Below are 17,793 nucleotides of genomic sequence, written 5' to 3'. Positions count from 1 at the left end.
CCGCTCGCGCTCAGCTGTTGCCGATCGCCGCCGGTTCCAACCCGTACCGTTCAGCGAAGCGCTTGTTGAAGCTGCCCAGCGAGCGGTAGCCCACGCGCGCGGCCACGGTCTTCAAGGGCAGCCGGGTGGTGTAGAGCAGGCTCATGGCATGTGCCAGCCGCGCATCGGTGATCAGCTCGCGCACGCTGGAGTGCTCGCTGGCCAACCGGCGCCGCAGGGTCGCACCGCTGAGCCCGAGCTGCGCTTCGAAATCGCGTGACTGCCAATCGCGCTCGGGCTGGGCGGCGATCAGATCGCGGATGCGATCACCCACGCTGGGCTCGGGTGGAATCAGCAGGCTGCCATGCCCGCGCCGGCAGAACGCAACGGCCAGCGATGCCAGGGCCAAGCGTGCTTCGGTGTAGTGGCCGTGTTCCAGTGCCTGCCGCCACTGCAGCAGGGTCGCACCATGCTCGGCCAGTGGCAGCCGTGCCAGTGCATCACCGGCTTCGGGCAAGGGCTCGTTCCACAGCGCCCGGGCAGCGGTGAGCGCTTCGGCGCACATCGGCACGATCGCACTGAGGTACACCCCGCTGTGCGGATCGGGGATGTTCACCACATCGATGCGGCAGCGGCGCGTGATCAGAAACAGATCACCGGGTGCGAATTCCAGCGACTGCTGCGCGGTACGCACCTGCTTGCGCCCCTGCAGCAGGATCGCGAACTGCGGCTGCGGGATCTCCACCGAGGAGGCGCCATGCTCGCGGCGCGCGGTGATGCAGGCGTAGCCGTCCGCGCGCTGGCAGTCGGCCAGGCTGGCCATGGTCGCCAGCAAGGACGTCGTCGTATCGATCGGTGTGGACATCGCTCAGCCTGCCACGTTGAACAGTTGGCCGACCAGCGCGGCGGCGGCCATCGCGAGCGCACCCCAGAAGGTGACGCGCAACGCGCCGCGCAGACGCGAAGCGCCGCCGGCATGCGCGGCCAGGGTGCCGGTCAGGCACAGCCCGAGCAGCGTTACCACGGTGGTCGCCTGGCCGACCAGCGCATGTGGCGCAAGCAGGGCGGTCAGTACCGGCAATGCCGCACCACTGACGAAGGCGCCGGCCGAGGCCATCGCGGCCTGCATCGGGCGCGCGCGCAGTTCCTCGGTGATACCCAGCTCATCGCGGGCATGCGCGCCGAGCGCGTCGTGCGCGGTGAGCTGGGTGGCGACCTCATGCGCCAGTTCGGGAGTCAGCCCGCGGTGCCGGTAGATGGCCGCCAGCTCCTCCAGTTCGCTGTGTGGGTCGTCGTGCAGTTCGCGCTTTTCCACCGCCAGGTCGGCCAGCTCGGTGTCGGCCTGGGACTGCACCGAGACATATTCACCTGCCGCCATCGACATCGCGCCGGCCACGGTCCCGGCGATGCCGGTGGCCAGGATGGTCGAGGCGGAGGCGCCGCTGGCGGCGATGCCGACCACCAGGCCGGCCACCGAGACGATGCCGTCATTGGCGCCAAGCACGGCGGCGCGCAGCCAACCGACGCGGTCGGAGCGATGGACTTCCGGATGTCGGGATCGACTCATTGACTCAGTTTAGGGGCTCGCGACCGCCAGCGGCGGAATGACTCGCAGCCGCGGCGGGGGCGGCGCAGCGTCAAGCCCATGCCAGTAGGATGCTGAAAACCGTCACGGTGACACGACGGCAGGGGACGCCACGATATAGTGCGCCCTTGCGATGCGGGGGCGTGAACCCCACATCCCCGCCCTGACCAGAATTCTGCGAGCCTCCCCTTGTCGAGCCCCAGCCACGTCGCCGAGACGCCGATCACCGACCGTAATGAACTGGTCGCCACGTTGGCCTCCGGGGAAAAGCCCAAGGCGCAGTGGCGCATCGGCACCGAGCATGAGAAGTTCGGCTTCCGCCTGGACGATCTGCGCCCGCCCACCTTCGATGGCGACCGCGGCATCGAAGCGCTGCTCAACGGCCTGACCCGCTTCGGCTGGGATCCGGTGCAGGAAGACGGCCGCACCATCGCACTGCTGCGCGACAACGCCTCGGTGACGCTGGAGCCGGCCGGCCAGCTGGAATTGTCCGGCGCGGCGTTGGAGACCATCCACCAGACCTGCGTGGAAACCGGCACCCACCTCAACGAGGTGGCCCAGGTGGCCGGCGAGCTGCAGCTGGGCTTCCTCGGCATGGGCTTCCAGCCGAAGTGGACCCGCGATGAAATGCCGTGGATGCCCAAGGGCCGCTACAAGATCATGCGCGAGTACATGCCCAAGGTCGGCACGCTCGGCCTGGACATGATGACCCGCACCTGCACGGTGCAGGTCAACCTGGATTACGCCACCGAAGCGGACATGGTGAAGAAGTTCCGGGTGTCGCTGGCGCTGCAGCCGATCGCCACGGCGCTGTTCGCCGATTCGCCGTTCACCGAAGGCGCGCCGAACGGCTACCAGAGCTACCGCTCGCATATCTGGACCGATACCGACAACGACCGCACCGGCATGCTCGACTTCGTGTTCGAGGACGGCTTCGGTTACGAGCGTTACGTGGACTACCTGCTCGATGTGCCGATGTACTTCTCCTACCGTGATGGCAAGTACCACGATGCCAGCGGCCAGAGCTTCCGCGATTTCATGGTCGGCAAGCTGCCGGTGCTGCCGGGCCAGCTGCCCACGCTGCGCGACTGGTCGGACCACATGACCACCGCCTTCCCCGAGGTGCGGTTGAAGAAGTACCTGGAAATGCGCGGGGCCGACGCCGGTCCGTGGAGCCGCCTGTGCGCGCTGCCCGCGTTCTGGGTGGGCCTGCTGTACGACGATGCCGCGCTGGATGCCGCGTGGGACCTGGTGCGTGATTTCAGTCTGGTCGAGCGCAATGTCCTGCGTGATGGCGTGCCGCGCCATGGGCTGAAGCTGCCGTTCCGCAACGGCACCGTGCTGGACCTGTCGCGCGAGGCGCTGAAGATCGCCGTGGCCGGCCTCAAGCGCCGCGCCGCGCGCAACGCCGACGGTCAGGACGAAAGCAAGTTCCTGGAGGTGCTGCAGGAGATCGTCGATTCCGGGTTGACCCCGGCCGACCGCAAACTGGCGCTGTTCCACGGCGAATGGAACGGCAACATCGATCCGGTGTTCAAGGAATTCGCGTACTGATCCGCGTACGCATCGGCAACAAAAAAACCCCGGCATTGCCGGGGTTTTTCATGTGTGGCTGCGCCGGAATCAGGCCGCCTTTTCCAGCGTGCCCATGTCGATCACGAAGCGGTAGCGCACATCGTTCCTGGCCATGCGCTCCCAAGCCTCGTTGACGGTCTTGATATCGATCACTTCCACATCGCTGACGATGTTGTGCTCGGCACAGAAGTCCATCATCTCCTGCGTTTCGGCCATGCCGCCGATCGCCGAGCCGGTGATGTGCTTGCGTCCGAACATCATCGCAGCGCCCATCAACGGCGGCTCCAGCTCGGTCAACACGCCGACCAGGCACATCGTCGCATCGCGCTTGAGCAGGGACATGTACGGGTTGGTGTCGTGGCTGACCGGAATGGTGTTGAGCAGGAAATCGAAGCTGCCGGCATGCGCCTTCATCTGCGCCGGGTCGCGCGAGACCAGCACTTCATCGGCGCCCAGACGCTTGGCATCGGCGCCCTTCTCCGGGGTGGTGGTGATCATCACCACGGTGGCGCCCATCGCCTTGGCGAACTTCACGCCCATGTGGCCCAGCCCGCCCAGGCCGATGACGCCGACCTTCTGGCCGGGGCCGACCTTCCAATGGCGCAGCGGCGAGTAGGTGGTGATGCCGGCGCACAGCAGCGGCGCGGCGGCCTTGAGGTCCAGCGTGTCGGACACTTTCACCACGAAGCGCTGCTCGACCACGATGTGGTCGGAGTAGCCGCCGAAGGTCGGCTGGCCGCTCTCGCGCTCGGTGCTGTTGTAGGTGAAGGTCGCGCCCTTCTCGCAGTACTGCTCCAGATCTTCATCGCAGGCCGCGCAGTGGCGGCAGGAATCGACCATGCAGCCGACGCCGGCGAAATCGCCGATCTTGAAGCGGGTGACGTTGGCACCGACCTCGGTCACGCGGCCGATGATCTCGTGGCCGGGCACCATCGGGAACTTGGAGCCACCCCAGTCGTCGCGGGCCTGGTGCAGATCGGAGTGGCAGATGCCACTGAAGAGAATCTCGATGCGCACGTCATCGGGACCAGCCGGGCGGCGTTCGAAAGAGAACGGCACCAGCGGCGCGGTCTGGTCGTGCACCGCATAACCATGGGCGAGGGACATGGGGAATCCTTGGCAGGTTTGTAGAAAGGCGCTTTACAATACGCCCCGATCCCGTGCACAAAAAGTCAGGATATCGGCATGATTCATCAAGTGAAACGGGATAATCATGGCGACTGACAACCTGACCCATCTGGCCGCCTTCGCCGCCGTGGCCCGCCACCGCAGCTTCCGCAAGGCCGGTGCGGAGCTAGCGCTGTCCACCTCGGCGGTCAGCTATGCGATCCGCGCACTCGAAGAGCGCCTGGGCGTGGGGTTGTTCCACCGCACCACCCGTAGCGTCGCCCTTACCGAAGCCGGCCAGCGCCTGTTGGAACGGCTGCAGCCCGCGCTGGGGCAGGTGCATGACGCGCTGGAAGAGATGAATCACTTCCGTGCCGCGCCCGCCGGCCTGCTGCGGATCAACGCCACCCGCGCCGCCGTCCAGACCCAGCTGGGCCCGCGCCTGGCGAAGTTCCTGCTGGCCCACCCGGATGTGCGCCTGGAACTGGCCCAGGACGACGGTCTGGTCGATATCGTGGCCGGTGGCTACGACGCCGGTGTGCGCCTGCACGAATCGGTACCCGAAGACATGGTTGCGGTGCCGCTGGGGCCCGCACTGCGTGGGTTGATCGTGGGGGCACCGTCGTATCTGGAGGGGCGCGAGATACCGCAGCATCCGCGCGATCTGATCCAGCATGAGTGCGTACGCTTCCGCTTCGCCAGCGGCCATCTTTACAAGTGGCAGTTCGAACGCGATGGCCAGGCGCTGGAGATCGACGTGCCCGGGCGCCTCACGTTGGGTGATCAGAACACGATCCTGCAGGCGGTGGTCGACGGGTTGGGGCTGGCCTACGTGCTGGAAGATTCCGCGCGCCCGTATCTGGACGACGGCCGGTTGGTCGCGGTGCTGGAGGACTGGAGCGAGCCGTTCGCGGGCTTTGCGGTGTATTACCCGCGGCAGCGGCAGATGTCCTCGGCGCTGCGGGCGTTCATTGATCTGTTGCGGGGGTAATTCGCTGGAAAGCGCCTGCACTGGCGGCACGCCGCCGGGTTGGGTAGGCTGATTCCTGCGAGCGGAGGTCTCGCTGGCCCTGCAACGATCACATCGCGGTATGACCAAAAGGAGACACGACGTGGAAGGGATGCATTCTCGACATCTGTTCAACCTGCTCATTTCCTGGGTGACGGCCTACTTCGTCGCCATCGGCGCCCTGGTGCTGGTCTGCGTGGCAGTGACCCTCGCCATGATGACCGGCGCCGGTTGGGCGGTCATCGTGGCTGCCGGTCTGCTGGCGGCAGCGCCCGCCGTGGCGCTGCCATTCTCCCGGCGTGTCGCCAAATGGCTGCTGTTGCTGGCCTATACCGGGCTGGCCGCCGCCTTCGTGTGGCTTGCGTTTTGGCCACGGGCCGGAGAGGCATCGGTGCCCTTGATCAAGGGGGTCGTGGTGGCGTTTGCCGCCCTGCTGGTGATCCGGCTGTTGCTGGCTTGGCGGAACGACCGCAGGGCCCAGCAGCGCTGAGGAAGGCGGCGTGCCGGCGACATCCCTGCGCGATGCGCGGGATGTCGTGCCCGAGGGGTCAGTGGCGCAGCCTGCGCCATCCCAGCAAGATCAAACCCATGGCCGCCGTTACCAGCAGCAGCCCGGCAGCCGCCTGTCCGGCTGCATATCCGTCGGCATACGCCGAAGTCTGTCCGGCCGCATCATCCAGCTGCGATGACAGCACGCTTACGCCGCGAAGCAGAAACGCACCGCCGGCGAGAAAGCAGAGAGGGGGGAGCACTGCGCGTAGCGTTGGCATCGGAAGGTCCGTCTGCAAGGGGGGAAGCGATGTCCGTGACGCTGGCGGATGCATGCGGCGGCCTGGTTTGATTGTTCTTGCGTGCCGGGGGCCTGTCAATGACCTGGATTCCCCGCTGCTGTATACTCACCCCCAGTATAGTTAACCGGTCTCAACCGATGCCCCATTCCCCGCAGGAAAAAAAGCGCGTCCTCGCCCGGGTCCGTCGGATCCGTGGCCAGTGCGATGCGCTGGACCGCGCGCTGGAAGCCGGGGCCGAATGCGCCCCGGTGCTGCAGCAGATCGCCGCGATCCGCGGTGCCGTCAACGGGCTGATGTCCGAAGTGATGGAGGCGCATCTGCGCGAAGAGTTCGGGCAGCCCGCCCAATCCGATGCGCAGCGCGATGAGCGCGTGCGCGAGATGAGCATGCTCATCCGTTCCTACCTCAAATAAGTGCGCGGGCGACCGCGCGCTGCCGATCCTTGTTCCCTGCCTTGGAGTGTTCCCCATGAAATCCCGTGCTGCCGTTGCCTTCGCCGCTGGCGAACCGTTGAAGATCGTCGAGATCGATGTCGCGCCGCCGCAGAAGGGCGAAGTGCTGGTCAAGATCACCCACACCGGTGTCTGCCACACCGATGCGTTCACGCTGTCCGGTGATGATCCGGAAGGTCTGTTCCCGGCCGTGCTTGGTCATGAAGGCGCGGGCATCGTGGTGGAAGTGGGCGAGGGCGTCACCAGCGTCAAGCCGGGCGACCACGTGATCCCGCTGTACACCGCCGAATGTGGTGAGTGTCTGTTCTGCAAGAGCGGAAAGACCAATCTGTGCGTGGCCGTGCGTGCCACCCAGGGCAAGGGCGTGATGCCCGATGGCACCACCCGCTTCAGCTACAACGGCGAGCCGATCTACCACTACATGGGCTGCTCGACCTTCAGCGAGTACACCGTGGTGGCCGACGTCTCGCTGGCCAAGATCAACCCGGACGCCAACCCGGAGCACGTGTGCCTGCTCGGCTGCGGCGTGACCACCGGCATCGGCGCGGTGCACAACACCGCCAAGGTGCAGGAGGGCGATTCGGTGGCGGTATTCGGGCTGGGCGGCATCGGCCTGGCGGTGATCCAGGGTGCGCGCCAGGCCAAGGCCGGCCGCATCTTCGCCATCGATACCAACCCGTCCAAGTTCGACCTGGCCAAGCAGTTCGGTGCGACCGACTGCATCAACCCGAAGGACCATGACAAGCCGATCCAGCAGGTCATCGTGGAGATGACCACCTGGGGCGTGGACCACACGTTCGAGTGCATCGGCAACGTCAACGTGATGCGCGCGGCGCTGGAATGCGCACACCGTGGCTGGGGCCAGTCGGTCGTGATCGGTGTCGCCGGTTCGGGCCAGGAAATCTCGACCCGTCCGTTCCAGCTGGTCACCGGCCGCTCGTGGAAGGGCACCGCCTTCGGTGGCGTCAAGGGTCGCAGCCAGCTGCCGGGCATGGTCGAAGACGCCATGAAGGGCGATATCGAACTGGCGCCGTTCGTGACCCACACGATGGGCCTGGACGAGATCAACGACGCGTTCGACCTGATGCACGAAGGCAAGTCGATCCGCTCGGTCGTGCATTTCTGAGTCACTGCGGGCGGCGCGTGATCCGCGTCGCCCCTACGGAGAATCCCCATGGAACGCATTGAACATCGCGCCGCGTCCGGCGGCTGGCAGGACGTGTACCGCCACACTTCGCAGGTACTGGGCTGCGACATGAACGTCGCCGTGTATCTGCCGCCGCAGGCCGCCACGCAGAAGCTGCCGGTGCTGTACTGGCTCAGTGGGCTGACCTGCAACGAGCAGAACTTCATCACCAAGGCGGGTGCGCAGCGCTACGCCGCCGAGCATGGCGTGATCCTGGTCGCGCCCGACACCAGCCCACGCGGCGATGACGTCCCCGATGCCGAAGGCTACGACCTGGGCAAGGGCGCCGGTTTCTATCTCAATGCCACCGAGCAGCCGTGGGCGGCGCACTACCGCATGTACGACTATGTGGTGGAGGAACTGCCGGCATGGATCGAGGCGCATTTCCCGACGACGGGCGCGCGCAGCATCAGTGGCCACTCGATGGGCGGCCATGGGGCACTGGTGATCGCGTTGAAGAATCCCGGTCGCTACAGGAGCGTCTCGGCGTTCTCGCCGATCGTCGCACCGACGCGCGTGCCGTGGGGCCAGAAGGCCTTCACCGCTTATCTGGGTGAGGACCGCGCCAGCTGGGCGGCGTGGGATGCCAGCGAGCTGGTTGCCGGTGCCGCCGAGCGGCTGCCGTTGCTGGTCGACCAGGGCGGTGGCGATGAGTTCCTCGACAACCAGCTGCAGCCGCAGTGGCTGCAGGCGGCCTGCACCGCGGCCGGGCACCCGCTGACCCTGCGCCTGCAGCCCGGTTACGACCACAGCTATTACTTCATCAGCAGCTTCATCGGCGAGCACATTGCGCATCACGCCAAGGCGCTGTACGGCTGAGCGCACCGGTCGACCATCCGCTGGGCAGCTGCCCGGCAGGGTGGCACGCGCTCAGGCATCGCCGCCGCGCACTTCCACCAGCACCGGGCAGGGCGCATGGTCCACCGTCCATTGCCCGACCGAGCGGTCCAGCAGGCGTTCCATCCGCGACAGGTGGCGGTGGCCGATGACGATCAGGTCGCAGCCGTGCTGGCGGGCGTAGTCGCAGATCACCTGGGCCGGTTCGCCGGCCGGGTGATGCCCGAGGCCATCGATGCCGCGCTCGCGCAGGCTGCCCAGCGCGGTGGCCAGCAGACGCTCGGCCTGGTGGACCTGATCATCGGCGGCCGGGTATTCGGCATGGTCGGCACGCGGTGCGTCATCGGCCAGCGCGAAGGCGGGATCCAGCACGCACAGCAGGTGCAGGCGCGAGGCAGGGCCGGCCAGCGATCCGGCCAGCGCCAGGACCTGTGCGTGCTGCGGGCCGCCATCGAGGGCCACTAGAATCTTGGTGAACATCGGCATTCTCGGAAGAAGGGTTGCTAGGGTCGCCCACTGCCTGCGCTGGACCCATGCCGTGCGCCGCAGGCGAGCAGTGCGTATAACGCACGAATAGGGAGTTTGGATTGCAGTAAAGTCACCGCCACACGTTGAAGGTGATACTGCCGTGACCATGCCCGATCTGAATCTGCTCATTGCCCTGGATGCCCTGATCGAGGAGGGCAGTGTCGTGGGCGCGGCACGGCGGATGAATCTCAGTGCCCCGGCGATGAGCCGCACCCTGGGCCGCATCCGCGAGGCGATCGGTGACCCGGTGCTGGTCCGGGCGGGCCGCGGCCTGGCCCCGACCCCGCGCGCGCTGCAGCTGCGCGAGCAGGTACGCGGGGTGATCGAGCAGGCACATCTGGTGTTCAACGCCGGCCGCGAGGTCGACATGATGACGCTGGAGCGCACCTTCAGCATCCGGGCCAACGATGTGTTCGTCGGCACCTACGGTGGCCGCATGCGTGAGCTGTTCAAGGCACAGGCGTCGTGTTCGGTGCTGCGCTTCGTCCCCGAGGGCGATGGGGACGACGATGCGATGGAGCAGGGGCGGATCGATCTGCACATCAGCGCTGCCGGCAAACTCAGTGCCGATACCAAGGTGCAGAATCTGTTCAGTACCTCGTTCTTCGGTGCCGCGCATGAGGCCCACCCGATCTTCGCCGAAGAGATCACCGCCGAGCGCTTCGTGGCCTTCGACCACATCGCCGTGTCGCGTCGTGGCCGCTGGTATGGCCCGATCGACGAGGATCTGGAGGTGCTGGGCCTGAGCCGGCGGGTCGCGCAGATCATGCCGACGTTCCATTCGGCGATCTTCGCCGCAGCCGATTCGGACCTGATCCTGCCGCAGATGCCCAGCGTGATGCTGGGCCGGCTGGAACGCCTCGGCGTTCCGCTGCGCCTGTTCGAGCTGCCGATTCCGGTCCGCAGCGCGATTGTCGTGCAGGCATGGCATCCCCGCCTGGACAGCGATCTGGCGCATCGCTGGCTGCGCCGCAGCATCAAGGCGATGTGCGACGCGGAGTCCACGCAGGCCTGACGCGCCGCGGCCACGCCCGCTTGCACGGTGATCGGCGAGGCGTGCGTGGGATGCACGCCAGCGATGGCCGACGCAGCATTTTTCGCAGCATCGGCGCTGCCTAGACTGCCGCTCCCCGTCGTGGAGTGGACCCATGTCCGTGTTGTTCCCGCTGCACCCCCCGCACTCTGGCGGTGTCCGATGACAGCTGTCGCCGCAACCTTGCCGGCGGCGACCGCTGCACCTGCCGCACCTGCCGCGCAGGCGGCATTCGGCCTGCGCCTTGCGGTTGGCCTGTGCGGCGTGCTGTTGGCCGTGCTGATCTCCGGCATCAACGAAAACGTCACCAAGGTAGCGCTGGCCGACATCCGCGGCGCGATGGGCTTCAGCGTCGATCAGGGCAGCTGGATCATCGCGCTGTATACGGCGATGTCGGTCAGTGCGATGGCGTTCGCGCCGTGGTGTGCGGTGACCTTCTCCCTGCGCCGCTTTGCGATGGTGATGATCGGTGCCTTCATGGTGCTGGGCGTGCTGTGTCCGTTCGCGCCGGACCTGCCTTCGTTCCTGATCCTGCGTGCGCTGCAGGGGCTGGCCGGTGGCGCGCTGCCGCCGCTTCTGATGAGCGTGGCACTGCGTTTCCTGCCGCCGGGCATCAAGTTGTACGGCCTGGCCGGCTACGCACTGACCGCGACCTTCGGGCCGAGCCTGGGCACCCCGATGGCGGCCCTGTGGGTGGAGTTCGTGGGCTGGCAGTGGGCGTTCTGGCAGATCGTGCCGTGGTGCTTGGCCGCCGTCGGCATGGTGGCCTGGGGGCTGCCACAGGATCCACTGCGGCTGGAACGGTTCGCGCAGTTCAACGGCGTCGGCCTGGCACTGGGGTTTCCAGCGCTGGTGATGCTGGTGATCGGGCTGGTGCAGGGACCGCGGCTGGACTGGTTCGCCTCGCCACTGATCTGTCTGCTGCTCGGCGGCGGTACCGGGCTGCTGGCGTTGTTCCTCTACAACGAATGGTCGCACCCGCTGCCGTTCTTCAAGCTGCAGTTGCTGGCCAACCGCAATCTGACCTACGCGCTGATCACGCTGGGCGGCGTGCTGTTCGTGCTGCTGGCGGTGATCATGATTCCGTCCAGCTTCCTCGCCAAAGTGCAGGGCTACCGACCGCTGCAGACCGCGCCGATGCTGCTGTGGGTCGCGCTGCCGCAGCTGATCGCATTGCCGCTGGTGGCGACCCTGCTCAATCAGCGCCGGGTGGACAGCCGCTGGGTGCAGGCCATCGGCCTGGCCCTGCTGGCCCTGGCCTGCGGCCTGGGCGCACAGCTGACCACCGAGTGGCATCGCGACAATTTCCTGTGGCTGCAGGTGATCCAGATCATCGCCCAGCCGATGGCGGTGCTGCCGTTGCTGCTGCTGGCCACCGCGACGCTGGCGCCCACCGATGGTCCGTTCGCCTCGGCCTGGTTCAACACGGTCAAGGGCTTTGCCGCGGTCCTCGCCGGTGGCGTGCTGGAAGCAGTCACCACCGCGCGCAGCCACCTGCATTCGACCGTGCTGGTCGATCGGCTCGGCAACGCGACCTGGCTTGATGCCACCGCTGCGCCAGGGCTGGGCGCACGCCTGCATGCGCAGGTGGTCGCGCTGACCTCGGCCGACCTCTATCTCCTCGTCGCGTGGGTGGCGGTGGCGCTGATCGCGCTGATTCCGTGGCTGCCCACACGCATCTATCCGCCACGTGCCGTGGCTTGAATTCAAGGAACTCCCTGTGTCCCTGCATCGCAACTCCGTTCCCTTCGTCATCGCTGCCGGCCTGCTGCTGCTCGCCGGCGGTGCCTGGTGGCTGCTGCGCGACGGCCGCCACCAATCCACCAACAACGCCTATGTCACTGCGGACTTCACCGTGGTCGCGCCGAAGGTCGCCGGCTTCGTCAGCGAGGTCCGCGTACAGGACAACCAGACGGTCAAGGCGGGCGATGTGCTCGCGCGCATCGATGACCGCGACTACCAGGTAGCGCTGGCAGCCGCGCGTGCCGATCTCGCCAATGCGCAGGCGCAACTGGTCAACGCACAGGCTGCGCTGGCGCAGCAGGGATCGGTGATCGATCAGGCCCAGGCCAGCGTGGATGTCAGTCGCGCCGAGCTCAGTCTCGCCCAGGCCGATCAACGCCGCTATCAGGCGTTGGCCAGTGATGGTGCGGGCACCGTGCAGAACGCCCAGCAGGCCCAGTCGCGCCAGTCGGTGGCCAGTGCGCATCTGCAGCAGGGCACCGCTGCCGTACTCAATGCGCGTCAACGCACTGCGCTGCTGACCGCCAGTGTGCAGTCCGCGCAGGCCGCCGTTCAGCGGGCCGAAGCCGCACAGGCCCGTGCCGAACTGGATCTGTCGCACACCGAGCTGCGCGCGCCGATCGATGGCATGGTCGGGCGCCGCGCGGTGCGCGTGGGCGCTTACCTCACCCCGGGCACGCCCGTGCTCGCGGTGGTGCCGCTGCAACAGGCGTTCGTCGTCGCCAACTTCCAGGAAACGCAGATGACCCGGATGCACGCGGGACAGCGCGTGGACGTGCAGGTCGATGTGTTCCCCGGCCAGCCGCTGCACGGCCGGATCGACAGCATCGCCCCGGCCACCGGCGTGACCTTCGCTGCGATCGCGCCGGAGAACGCCACCGGCAACTTCACCAAGGTGGTCCAGCGGATTCCGGTCAAGATCGTGCTCGACGAAGGCCAGCCACTGGCGGGCAAGCTGCGCGCGGGCATGTCGGTGGAGGCGCGCGTGGATCTGGACAGCGGCGCGCGTGGGCTGCCGGGAGAGGGCGCATGATGATCCGGCAGACGTTGCGCCTGATGGCGGGCAGCGCGCTGTGCACCGCACTGGCCGCCTGCACCCTCGGCCCGGATTTCGTGCGGCCCGAGGCGAGCCTGCCGGCGCAGTGGGAGGGCCGCGTGATCACCTCGGCCGCCTTCGCTGATGACGCGGCATGGTGGAACGGCTTCGAGGATCCGCTGCTGGCGGCACTGGCGAGCCAGGCCATGCAGGCCAACCTGGATGTGCAGCTGGCCGCCAACCGCGTCGCGCAGAGCCGCGCGCTGCGCGGAATCAGTGCCGCCGACCGCGCACCGGCCGTCGGCGCGACGGTCGGCGCCACCCGCGCGCGCAACAGCGAGGTCGGCCTGAACGATCCGTCCGGCCATGCCGGGCGCGAGGACTACGGTCTGTTCCAGGCCGGTATCGGCCTGAGCTGGGAAGTGGATCTGTGGGGCCGCGTGCGGCGGCAGGTGGAGATCGCCGATGCCCGCGTGCAGATCGCCAACGAAGACTGGCACGCGGTGCAGACCGCAGTCATGGCTGAAACGGCCCGCGATTACCTGCAACTGCGTGCCACCCGGGAATTGCTGACCATCACCGAGGACAATCTGCACATCGCGCGTGACGTGCAGCGGCTGACCCTGGCCCGCCAGCAGCAGGGCGTGGCCACCACCTTGCAGGTCGCCAGTGCGGCCGCTCAGGTGGCAGCGCTGGAGGCGCGCGTGGCGCCGTTGCAGCATCGGCAATCGCAACTGCGCAATGCATTGGCCCTGCTGCTGGGGCGCTCGCCGCAGGCCTTGGACGCACAACTGGACAGCGCACGGCGCGATTGGCCGGCATTGCCCGGCATGGCGACCGGCCTGCCCAGCGACCTGGTCGAGCGCCGCCCGGACATCCGCCGCGCCGAGGCGGCCCTGCACGCGGCGACGGCGGGCATCGGCGTGGCCAAGGCCAACTTCCTGCCGCGCATCACCCTCACTGGCGATGCCGGCTTCCAGGCCAAACAGCTCGACGACCTGGATGGCTGGAACGCCCATCGTTTCAGCATCGGTCCGGCGATCAGCCTGCCGATCTTCCAGGGCGGCCGGCTCAAGGCGAACCTGGCCCTGAGCCGGTTACAGGAACGTCAGGCCGGACTGCAGTTCCAGAAGACGGTGCTGCAGGCCTGGCACGATGTGGACGATGCGATCGACGGCTACAGTACCGAGCAGCAGCGCGGGCAGGCGCTGCAGGTGGCGGTGGAGGAAAGTGAGCGTGCGTTGGCGGCGGCGCGTCGTCAGTACCAGGCCGGTGTGATCGACATGCTCGACGTGCTGACCACCCAGCGCATCGCGCTGGACAACCAGGCCGCGCTGGCCGGCAGCCAGGCGGCGGCCGCGATCGCCCGGGTGGATCTGTATCGCGCGCTGGGCGGCGGGTGGCACGATGAGGGGGCGGATGCAGCCCTCACTGGCAGCGTGTCGGCTGCCAGGGGGGCGGACAACATCGCTCAACGCACGTTGCGCAGTTCCCAGTGACTGCCGGCCAGCATCCGCAGGCGCTGCTTGAACACGTCGCTGTCGATGCTGGTGGTGGCGCAGAGGTTGATCCGCAGATCATCCTGCGCGCCGGTCACGGTGGCGGCCGGATCAGTCGCGCCCCACTGGGGGTCGACCGCGTCGGGATCGTCCTGCTTGGCGCGCCAGCGGTCGAACAGGACCGTGGTACGCAGGGCATTCTGAAGCTCTTCGGCCAACCCTGCCGCACCTTGGGCGCGGAAGGACAGGTCCGGGTCGTTGCCGCGCGCCTTGGCCGGGTCCGGCAGGCTGATGTCATAACTTACTGGCATGGTTACCTCCATTGAATGCGGCAAGGCTGGCAGAGACGCGGTGCAATCCGCGTGCAGAACCGGCGGCCGTGCCCGGATCGTGGCATGGCCGCTGCGATGCTGACCAGTGTGGTCAGCCGCTGAAGCTGTGGGGGCCGTCGGCGAAGCCGATCGTTACCGCGCCCTTGCCCACGTTGACCATGCCGGTGAGGCTCATCACCGCCTCGAATACATCCACGCCATGCGCCTGGCAGGTCTCACGCAACGTGGCGTAGCCGGGCAGCGCCTGCAGGTCGGCCAGCTCACCGCCGTAACTGATGCACACCGTTGGCGTCATCAGGCCCGCCTTGACGCGCTGCCCGACGAAATCGAACAGCTTCTGCACGGCGTTGTCGAAGCCCTTGATCTTGGCCACCGGGCCGGTCTCGCCGCGGTAGCCATGCAGTACCGGCTTGATGTCCAGCGCGCTGCCCAGCGCCGCGCTGATCAGGCCCACGCTGCGGTCGCCCTTGTGCCGTGCGCGGGCGCGCATGTAGTACAGATCGCGGGTGATCATGTAGCCGTGCACGTTGTGCGCCAGCAGCTCCAGCCGCTCGCGGATCTGCTGCACGCTTGCACCGCTGTCGCGCAGGCGCACCGCTTCCACCGCGGTCACGCCCTGGGCGGCGAACAGGTTCTGGGTATCGAGCACGCGCAGCGCGAACGGCGAGTTGAAGCCTGCCGCCTGCCGCACCGGCTTGTAGTCGTTGAGGATCGCGAAGCTGGCCTGCATCGCGTTGTCGTGGATCGGGCTGCGGGTCTTGGTGATCGTCATGCAGAAGACATGGTCGTAATCGATCACCAGCTTGCCCAGGAACAGGTCCCGGATCTGGTTGACGCTGAACGGAATGGTCTCCGCCTCGGCGCCGTGCTCGGCCACATGGGCGTGTAGAAAACTCAGTGTGGCCTGTTCGTCGCGATGGTCGGCCAGCACGGCCTCGCCGATGCGGACGGTGATCGGCAGCAGCACGATCTTGTGTTGTTCAATGAAATCCTGCGGCAGATCGCACGCAGAGTCGACCACGATTCCGATGCGCATCCTGTGCCCCTCCGGCAGGTTGTAGGTTCGGAAACGTGAACGCTATCGCAAAACGGCTCGGCTTGCCTGACCGGGGAGCCGGATCGGGGTCAGCGGCTGCGTTCCACCGCTACCGGCAGCTCCTTGATCCGCGCCCATTCGCCCTGCTCAAGCAGGCTGGGGTCGGCGAGTACCGCCAGCATCAGCGGGTGGGCGTCATTGCCCCAGAACAGCTCGCTGCCGATCGCCAGCGTCGGCACCCCGAACACGCCGGCGGCCAGCGCGGCATCCGTGTTGCGCCGCAGTTCCTCTTTGACCGACGGCTCACTGATCGCCACGGCGACATCGGCGATGTCCAGCATCGCGCCGGGCAGGGCGAGCGCGGCGGCACTGTCGCCGGCATGGCCATCGCGCCAGATCCAGTTGAACAGGATCTCGACCGTCTCATGGCTGGCACCTGCGGCCAGGCACAGGCGCAGCGCCGCCAGCGGATTGAACGGGTGGCCCGGTGGAAAGCGCAGCGTCACCCCGGCGCTGCGGGCCTGCCACAACGCCTGACGATAGGTGAACACCCGCTTGGCCGGAATCTCGGCCGGGCCCAGGTTGCCCAGATGATGCAGCACCGCGCCGAAGGCGATCGGCACCGGGACGATGCTCTTGAACTGCGGCATCACCTTGAGCTGCTGCCAGTGCAGGTAGGCGAACGGTGAGACGAAATCGAAGTACCAGCGCAGGGCCATGATCGGGTGCTCACGTTGCAGGACGACAGCGGTGAGGAAGGAAACAGGGCCGCCGCAGGCAGCGGCCCTGTGCAGGGACTCAGCGCGAGTATGCGCGCGGTTCGCTCGACGCCGGGCCCTGGTAGCGGTCGCGCAGCTCGGTCTGGCGCGAGCGCATCGGCATCGCGCGGCCGCCCAGCCAGACCTGTTCGGCATAGTGGCCGACATCCAGCGGATCGCCTTCCCACAGCACCAGGTCGGCCAGCTTGCCCGGTTCGATGGTGCCGAGCCGGTCGCCGACGCCCAGCGCCTGTGCCGGGACCCGGGTCAGGCCGGCCAGGCCATCGCCCCAGGGCAGCCCGTTGGCGACCGCATTGCCGGCCAGCTGGCGCATCTTGCGCGCGTTGTGCGAGGCATCGTCGCGCTGGGCGAAGCTGACTGGCACGCCGGCCGCCTGCAGGCGTGCAGCGTTCTGCAGGGTCGCGCCGAGCTGGTCGAAGCTGGTCGGCAGGTTGCCCAGCCCATCCACGAACACCGGCACGCCTGCCTGCGCCAGCTGCGGGGCCAGGCGCCACGCCTCGGCACCGCCGGCGATGGCGATCTTGACCTTCTCGCGAGCGGCCCAGCGCAGCAGCTGACGGATGTCGGCGGCACGGTCGACCTGCACGACGATGCGCCCCTGGCCAGCCAGGTAGCGCGCCAGCGTGGCACGCCCGGCCGGTGTCAGCAGGGCATGCGGCGAGTCGGCCGGAACGCGGCCACGCGCCTCGCTGACCATCTGCTCCAGCAGCATCCACTGCGCCGCGCGCGAGTTGCCGGTCAGCTCGGCACCGGACGCGCCAAGCCGGATGAACAACGCCTGCGGACCGACCGGATCGGCGCTGCCGTCCAGCCGCATCACGCCGCCCTGGCCGGCGATGAAGCCGCCGCCGGTGTTGGCCCCGAGCATGGTGAAGCCGATGCCATCCAGCCGTGCGACCGGAATCAGCACCGAATCCGGATTGAAGGCCAGGGTGACATCGAATTCCGGGCGCAGCGGCTGGCCTTCAAGTTTGAGCGTGCTGTCGACCGTGGCCGATTCGCCGGAGACTTCTTCGATACCGATGTCGGTGATGCCGCCGAACAACGCCGGGGTCAGCGGCTTGCCCGCGGCCTCCACCACGGCCACGCCGGCCGGCGCCGACAGGCCCGGACCGACGGCACGGATCACGCCGCCCTGGATCAGCACATCGCTGTGTTCCAGGCTGCCGCGCGCGGCGGCGGTGTGCACGGTGGCGTTGCGGATCAGCAGATCCTGCGCGAACAACGCGGGGGCGGCGCAGGCACCGGCAAGCAACAGCAGTGCCCGCGGCAGCAGGCGCATCGCG

Annotated in this window: 18 protein-coding genes; 10 read left to right on the top strand and 8 right to left on the bottom strand. The window is 67.6% G+C overall.

The annotated features are described in order from the left end of the window. Positions 1-10: 10 nt before the first annotated feature. Both ACTT2I_RS14795 and ACTT2I_RS14790 read right to left on the bottom strand, forming a co-directional pair. The gene (locus ACTT2I_RS14795; protein ID WP_421098997.1) at positions 11-844 is read right to left on the bottom strand and encodes a helix-turn-helix transcriptional regulator; all 834 of its coding nucleotides are present in this window, start codon (positions 842-844) and stop codon (positions 11-13) included. 3 nt (positions 845-847) lie between these two features. Continuing rightward, positions 848-1,546 (bottom strand): VIT1/CCC1 transporter family protein, encoded by a 699-nt coding sequence (locus ACTT2I_RS14790; protein WP_421098998.1) that lies wholly within the window; start codon positions 1,544-1,546, stop codon positions 848-850. Positions 1,547-1,753: 207 nt separating this feature from the next. Between ACTT2I_RS14790 and ACTT2I_RS14785 the strand changes: the two genes are divergently transcribed. Further along, positions 1,754-3,118 (top strand): glutamate--cysteine ligase, encoded by a 1,365-nt coding sequence (locus tag ACTT2I_RS14785; protein ID WP_421098999.1) that lies wholly within the window; start codon positions 1,754-1,756, stop codon positions 3,116-3,118. A 69-nt stretch (positions 3,119-3,187) separates the two neighbouring features. Here ACTT2I_RS14785 and ACTT2I_RS14780 read toward each other — a convergent pair whose 3' ends face one another. After that, positions 3,188-4,246 carry an NAD(P)-dependent alcohol dehydrogenase gene (locus ACTT2I_RS14780; protein ID WP_088432388.1) on the bottom strand — a complete coding sequence of 353 codons (1,059 nt, stop codon included), beginning with the start codon at positions 4,244-4,246 and terminating at the stop codon, positions 3,188-3,190. A 106-nt stretch (positions 4,247-4,352) separates the two neighbouring features. Here ACTT2I_RS14780 and ACTT2I_RS14775 point away from each other — a divergent pair, with 106 nt between their 5' ends. From ACTT2I_RS14775 to fghA, 5 genes are all read left to right on the top strand, one after another. Next, a complete protein-coding gene (locus tag ACTT2I_RS14775; RefSeq protein ID WP_088432389.1) occupies positions 4,353-5,237 on the top strand; it encodes a LysR family transcriptional regulator in 885 nt (294 codons plus the stop codon). 121 nt (positions 5,238-5,358) lie between these two features. Beyond that, complete coding sequence (locus ACTT2I_RS14770; RefSeq protein ID WP_421099000.1) at positions 5,359-5,745, top strand: hypothetical protein; 387 nt, start codon at positions 5,359-5,361, stop codon at positions 5,743-5,745. 438 nt (positions 5,746-6,183) lie between these two features. Beyond that, entirely contained in the window at positions 6,184-6,459 is a 276-nt protein-coding gene (locus tag ACTT2I_RS14765; RefSeq protein ID WP_088432391.1) for a metal/formaldehyde-sensitive transcriptional repressor, read from the top strand. 55 nt (positions 6,460-6,514) lie between these two features. Continuing rightward, entirely contained in the window at positions 6,515-7,624 is a 1,110-nt protein-coding gene (locus ACTT2I_RS14760) for an S-(hydroxymethyl)glutathione dehydrogenase/class III alcohol dehydrogenase (protein ID WP_088432392.1), read from the top strand. 48 nt (positions 7,625-7,672) lie between these two features. Next, positions 7,673-8,503, top strand: a complete 831-nt coding sequence (gene fghA / locus ACTT2I_RS14755) for an S-formylglutathione hydrolase (RefSeq protein ID WP_421099001.1) — start codon at positions 7,673-7,675, stop codon at positions 8,501-8,503. Positions 8,504-8,554: 51 nt separating this feature from the next. On the opposite strand, the gene ACTT2I_RS14750 is transcribed toward fghA, so the two are convergent. Next, a complete protein-coding gene (locus ACTT2I_RS14750; RefSeq protein WP_293983085.1) occupies positions 8,555-9,001 on the bottom strand; it encodes a universal stress protein in 447 nt (148 codons plus the stop codon). A gap of 148 nt (positions 9,002-9,149) precedes the next feature. Here ACTT2I_RS14750 and ACTT2I_RS14745 point away from each other — a divergent pair, with 148 nt between their 5' ends. The 4 genes from ACTT2I_RS14745 to ACTT2I_RS14730 all read left to right on the top strand — a co-directional run bounded on the left by ACTT2I_RS14745 (position 9,150) and on the right by ACTT2I_RS14730 (position 14,360). Continuing rightward, a complete protein-coding gene (locus ACTT2I_RS14745) occupies positions 9,150-10,064 on the top strand; it encodes a LysR family transcriptional regulator (RefSeq protein ID WP_421099002.1) in 915 nt (304 codons plus the stop codon). 180 nt (positions 10,065-10,244) lie between these two features. Beyond that, the gene (locus ACTT2I_RS14740) at positions 10,245-11,786 is read left to right on the top strand and encodes an MFS transporter (protein ID WP_421099003.1); all 1,542 of its coding nucleotides are present in this window, start codon (positions 10,245-10,247) and stop codon (positions 11,784-11,786) included. 16 nt (positions 11,787-11,802) lie between these two features. Then, positions 11,803-12,858: an HlyD family secretion protein gene (locus ACTT2I_RS14735; RefSeq protein WP_421099004.1), complete on the top strand. Its 1,056-nt coding sequence runs from the start codon at positions 11,803-11,805 to the stop codon at positions 12,856-12,858. Then, complete coding sequence (locus ACTT2I_RS14730; RefSeq protein WP_421099005.1) at positions 12,855-14,360, top strand: efflux transporter outer membrane subunit; 1,506 nt, start codon at positions 12,855-12,857, stop codon at positions 14,358-14,360. The genes ACTT2I_RS14735 and ACTT2I_RS14730 overlap by 4 nt, the downstream gene beginning before the upstream one ends. Here the strand turns inward: ACTT2I_RS14730 and ACTT2I_RS14725 are convergent. From ACTT2I_RS14725 to ACTT2I_RS14710, 4 genes are all read right to left on the bottom strand, one after another. Next, positions 14,333-14,671 (bottom strand): hypothetical protein, encoded by a 339-nt coding sequence (locus tag ACTT2I_RS14725; protein WP_088432398.1) that lies wholly within the window; start codon positions 14,669-14,671, stop codon positions 14,333-14,335. The two genes, ACTT2I_RS14730 and ACTT2I_RS14725, sit on opposite strands and share 28 nt — an antisense overlap. A gap of 112 nt (positions 14,672-14,783) precedes the next feature. Beyond that, a complete protein-coding gene (locus ACTT2I_RS14720) occupies positions 14,784-15,728 on the bottom strand; it encodes a DegV family protein (protein WP_421099006.1) in 945 nt (314 codons plus the stop codon). Between the two features lie 89 nt (positions 15,729-15,817). Further along, positions 15,818-16,450 (bottom strand): 2-hydroxychromene-2-carboxylate isomerase, encoded by a 633-nt coding sequence (locus ACTT2I_RS14715; protein ID WP_421099399.1) that lies wholly within the window; start codon positions 16,448-16,450, stop codon positions 15,818-15,820. 76 nt (positions 16,451-16,526) lie between these two features. After that, positions 16,527-17,789: an amidohydrolase family protein gene (locus tag ACTT2I_RS14710; protein WP_421099400.1), complete on the bottom strand. Its 1,263-nt coding sequence runs from the start codon at positions 17,787-17,789 to the stop codon at positions 16,527-16,529. Positions 17,790-17,793 lie beyond the last annotated feature (4 nt).

Origin of the sequence: Stenotrophomonas sp. PUT21 (assembly GCF_052232875.1) — a bacterium.
Lineage (GTDB): Bacteria > Pseudomonadota > Gammaproteobacteria > Xanthomonadales > Xanthomonadaceae > Stenotrophomonas > Stenotrophomonas maltophilia_N.
The sequence above is the reverse complement of the archived record's forward strand: the minus strand, read 5'-3'. Positions and strand labels throughout refer to the sequence as shown.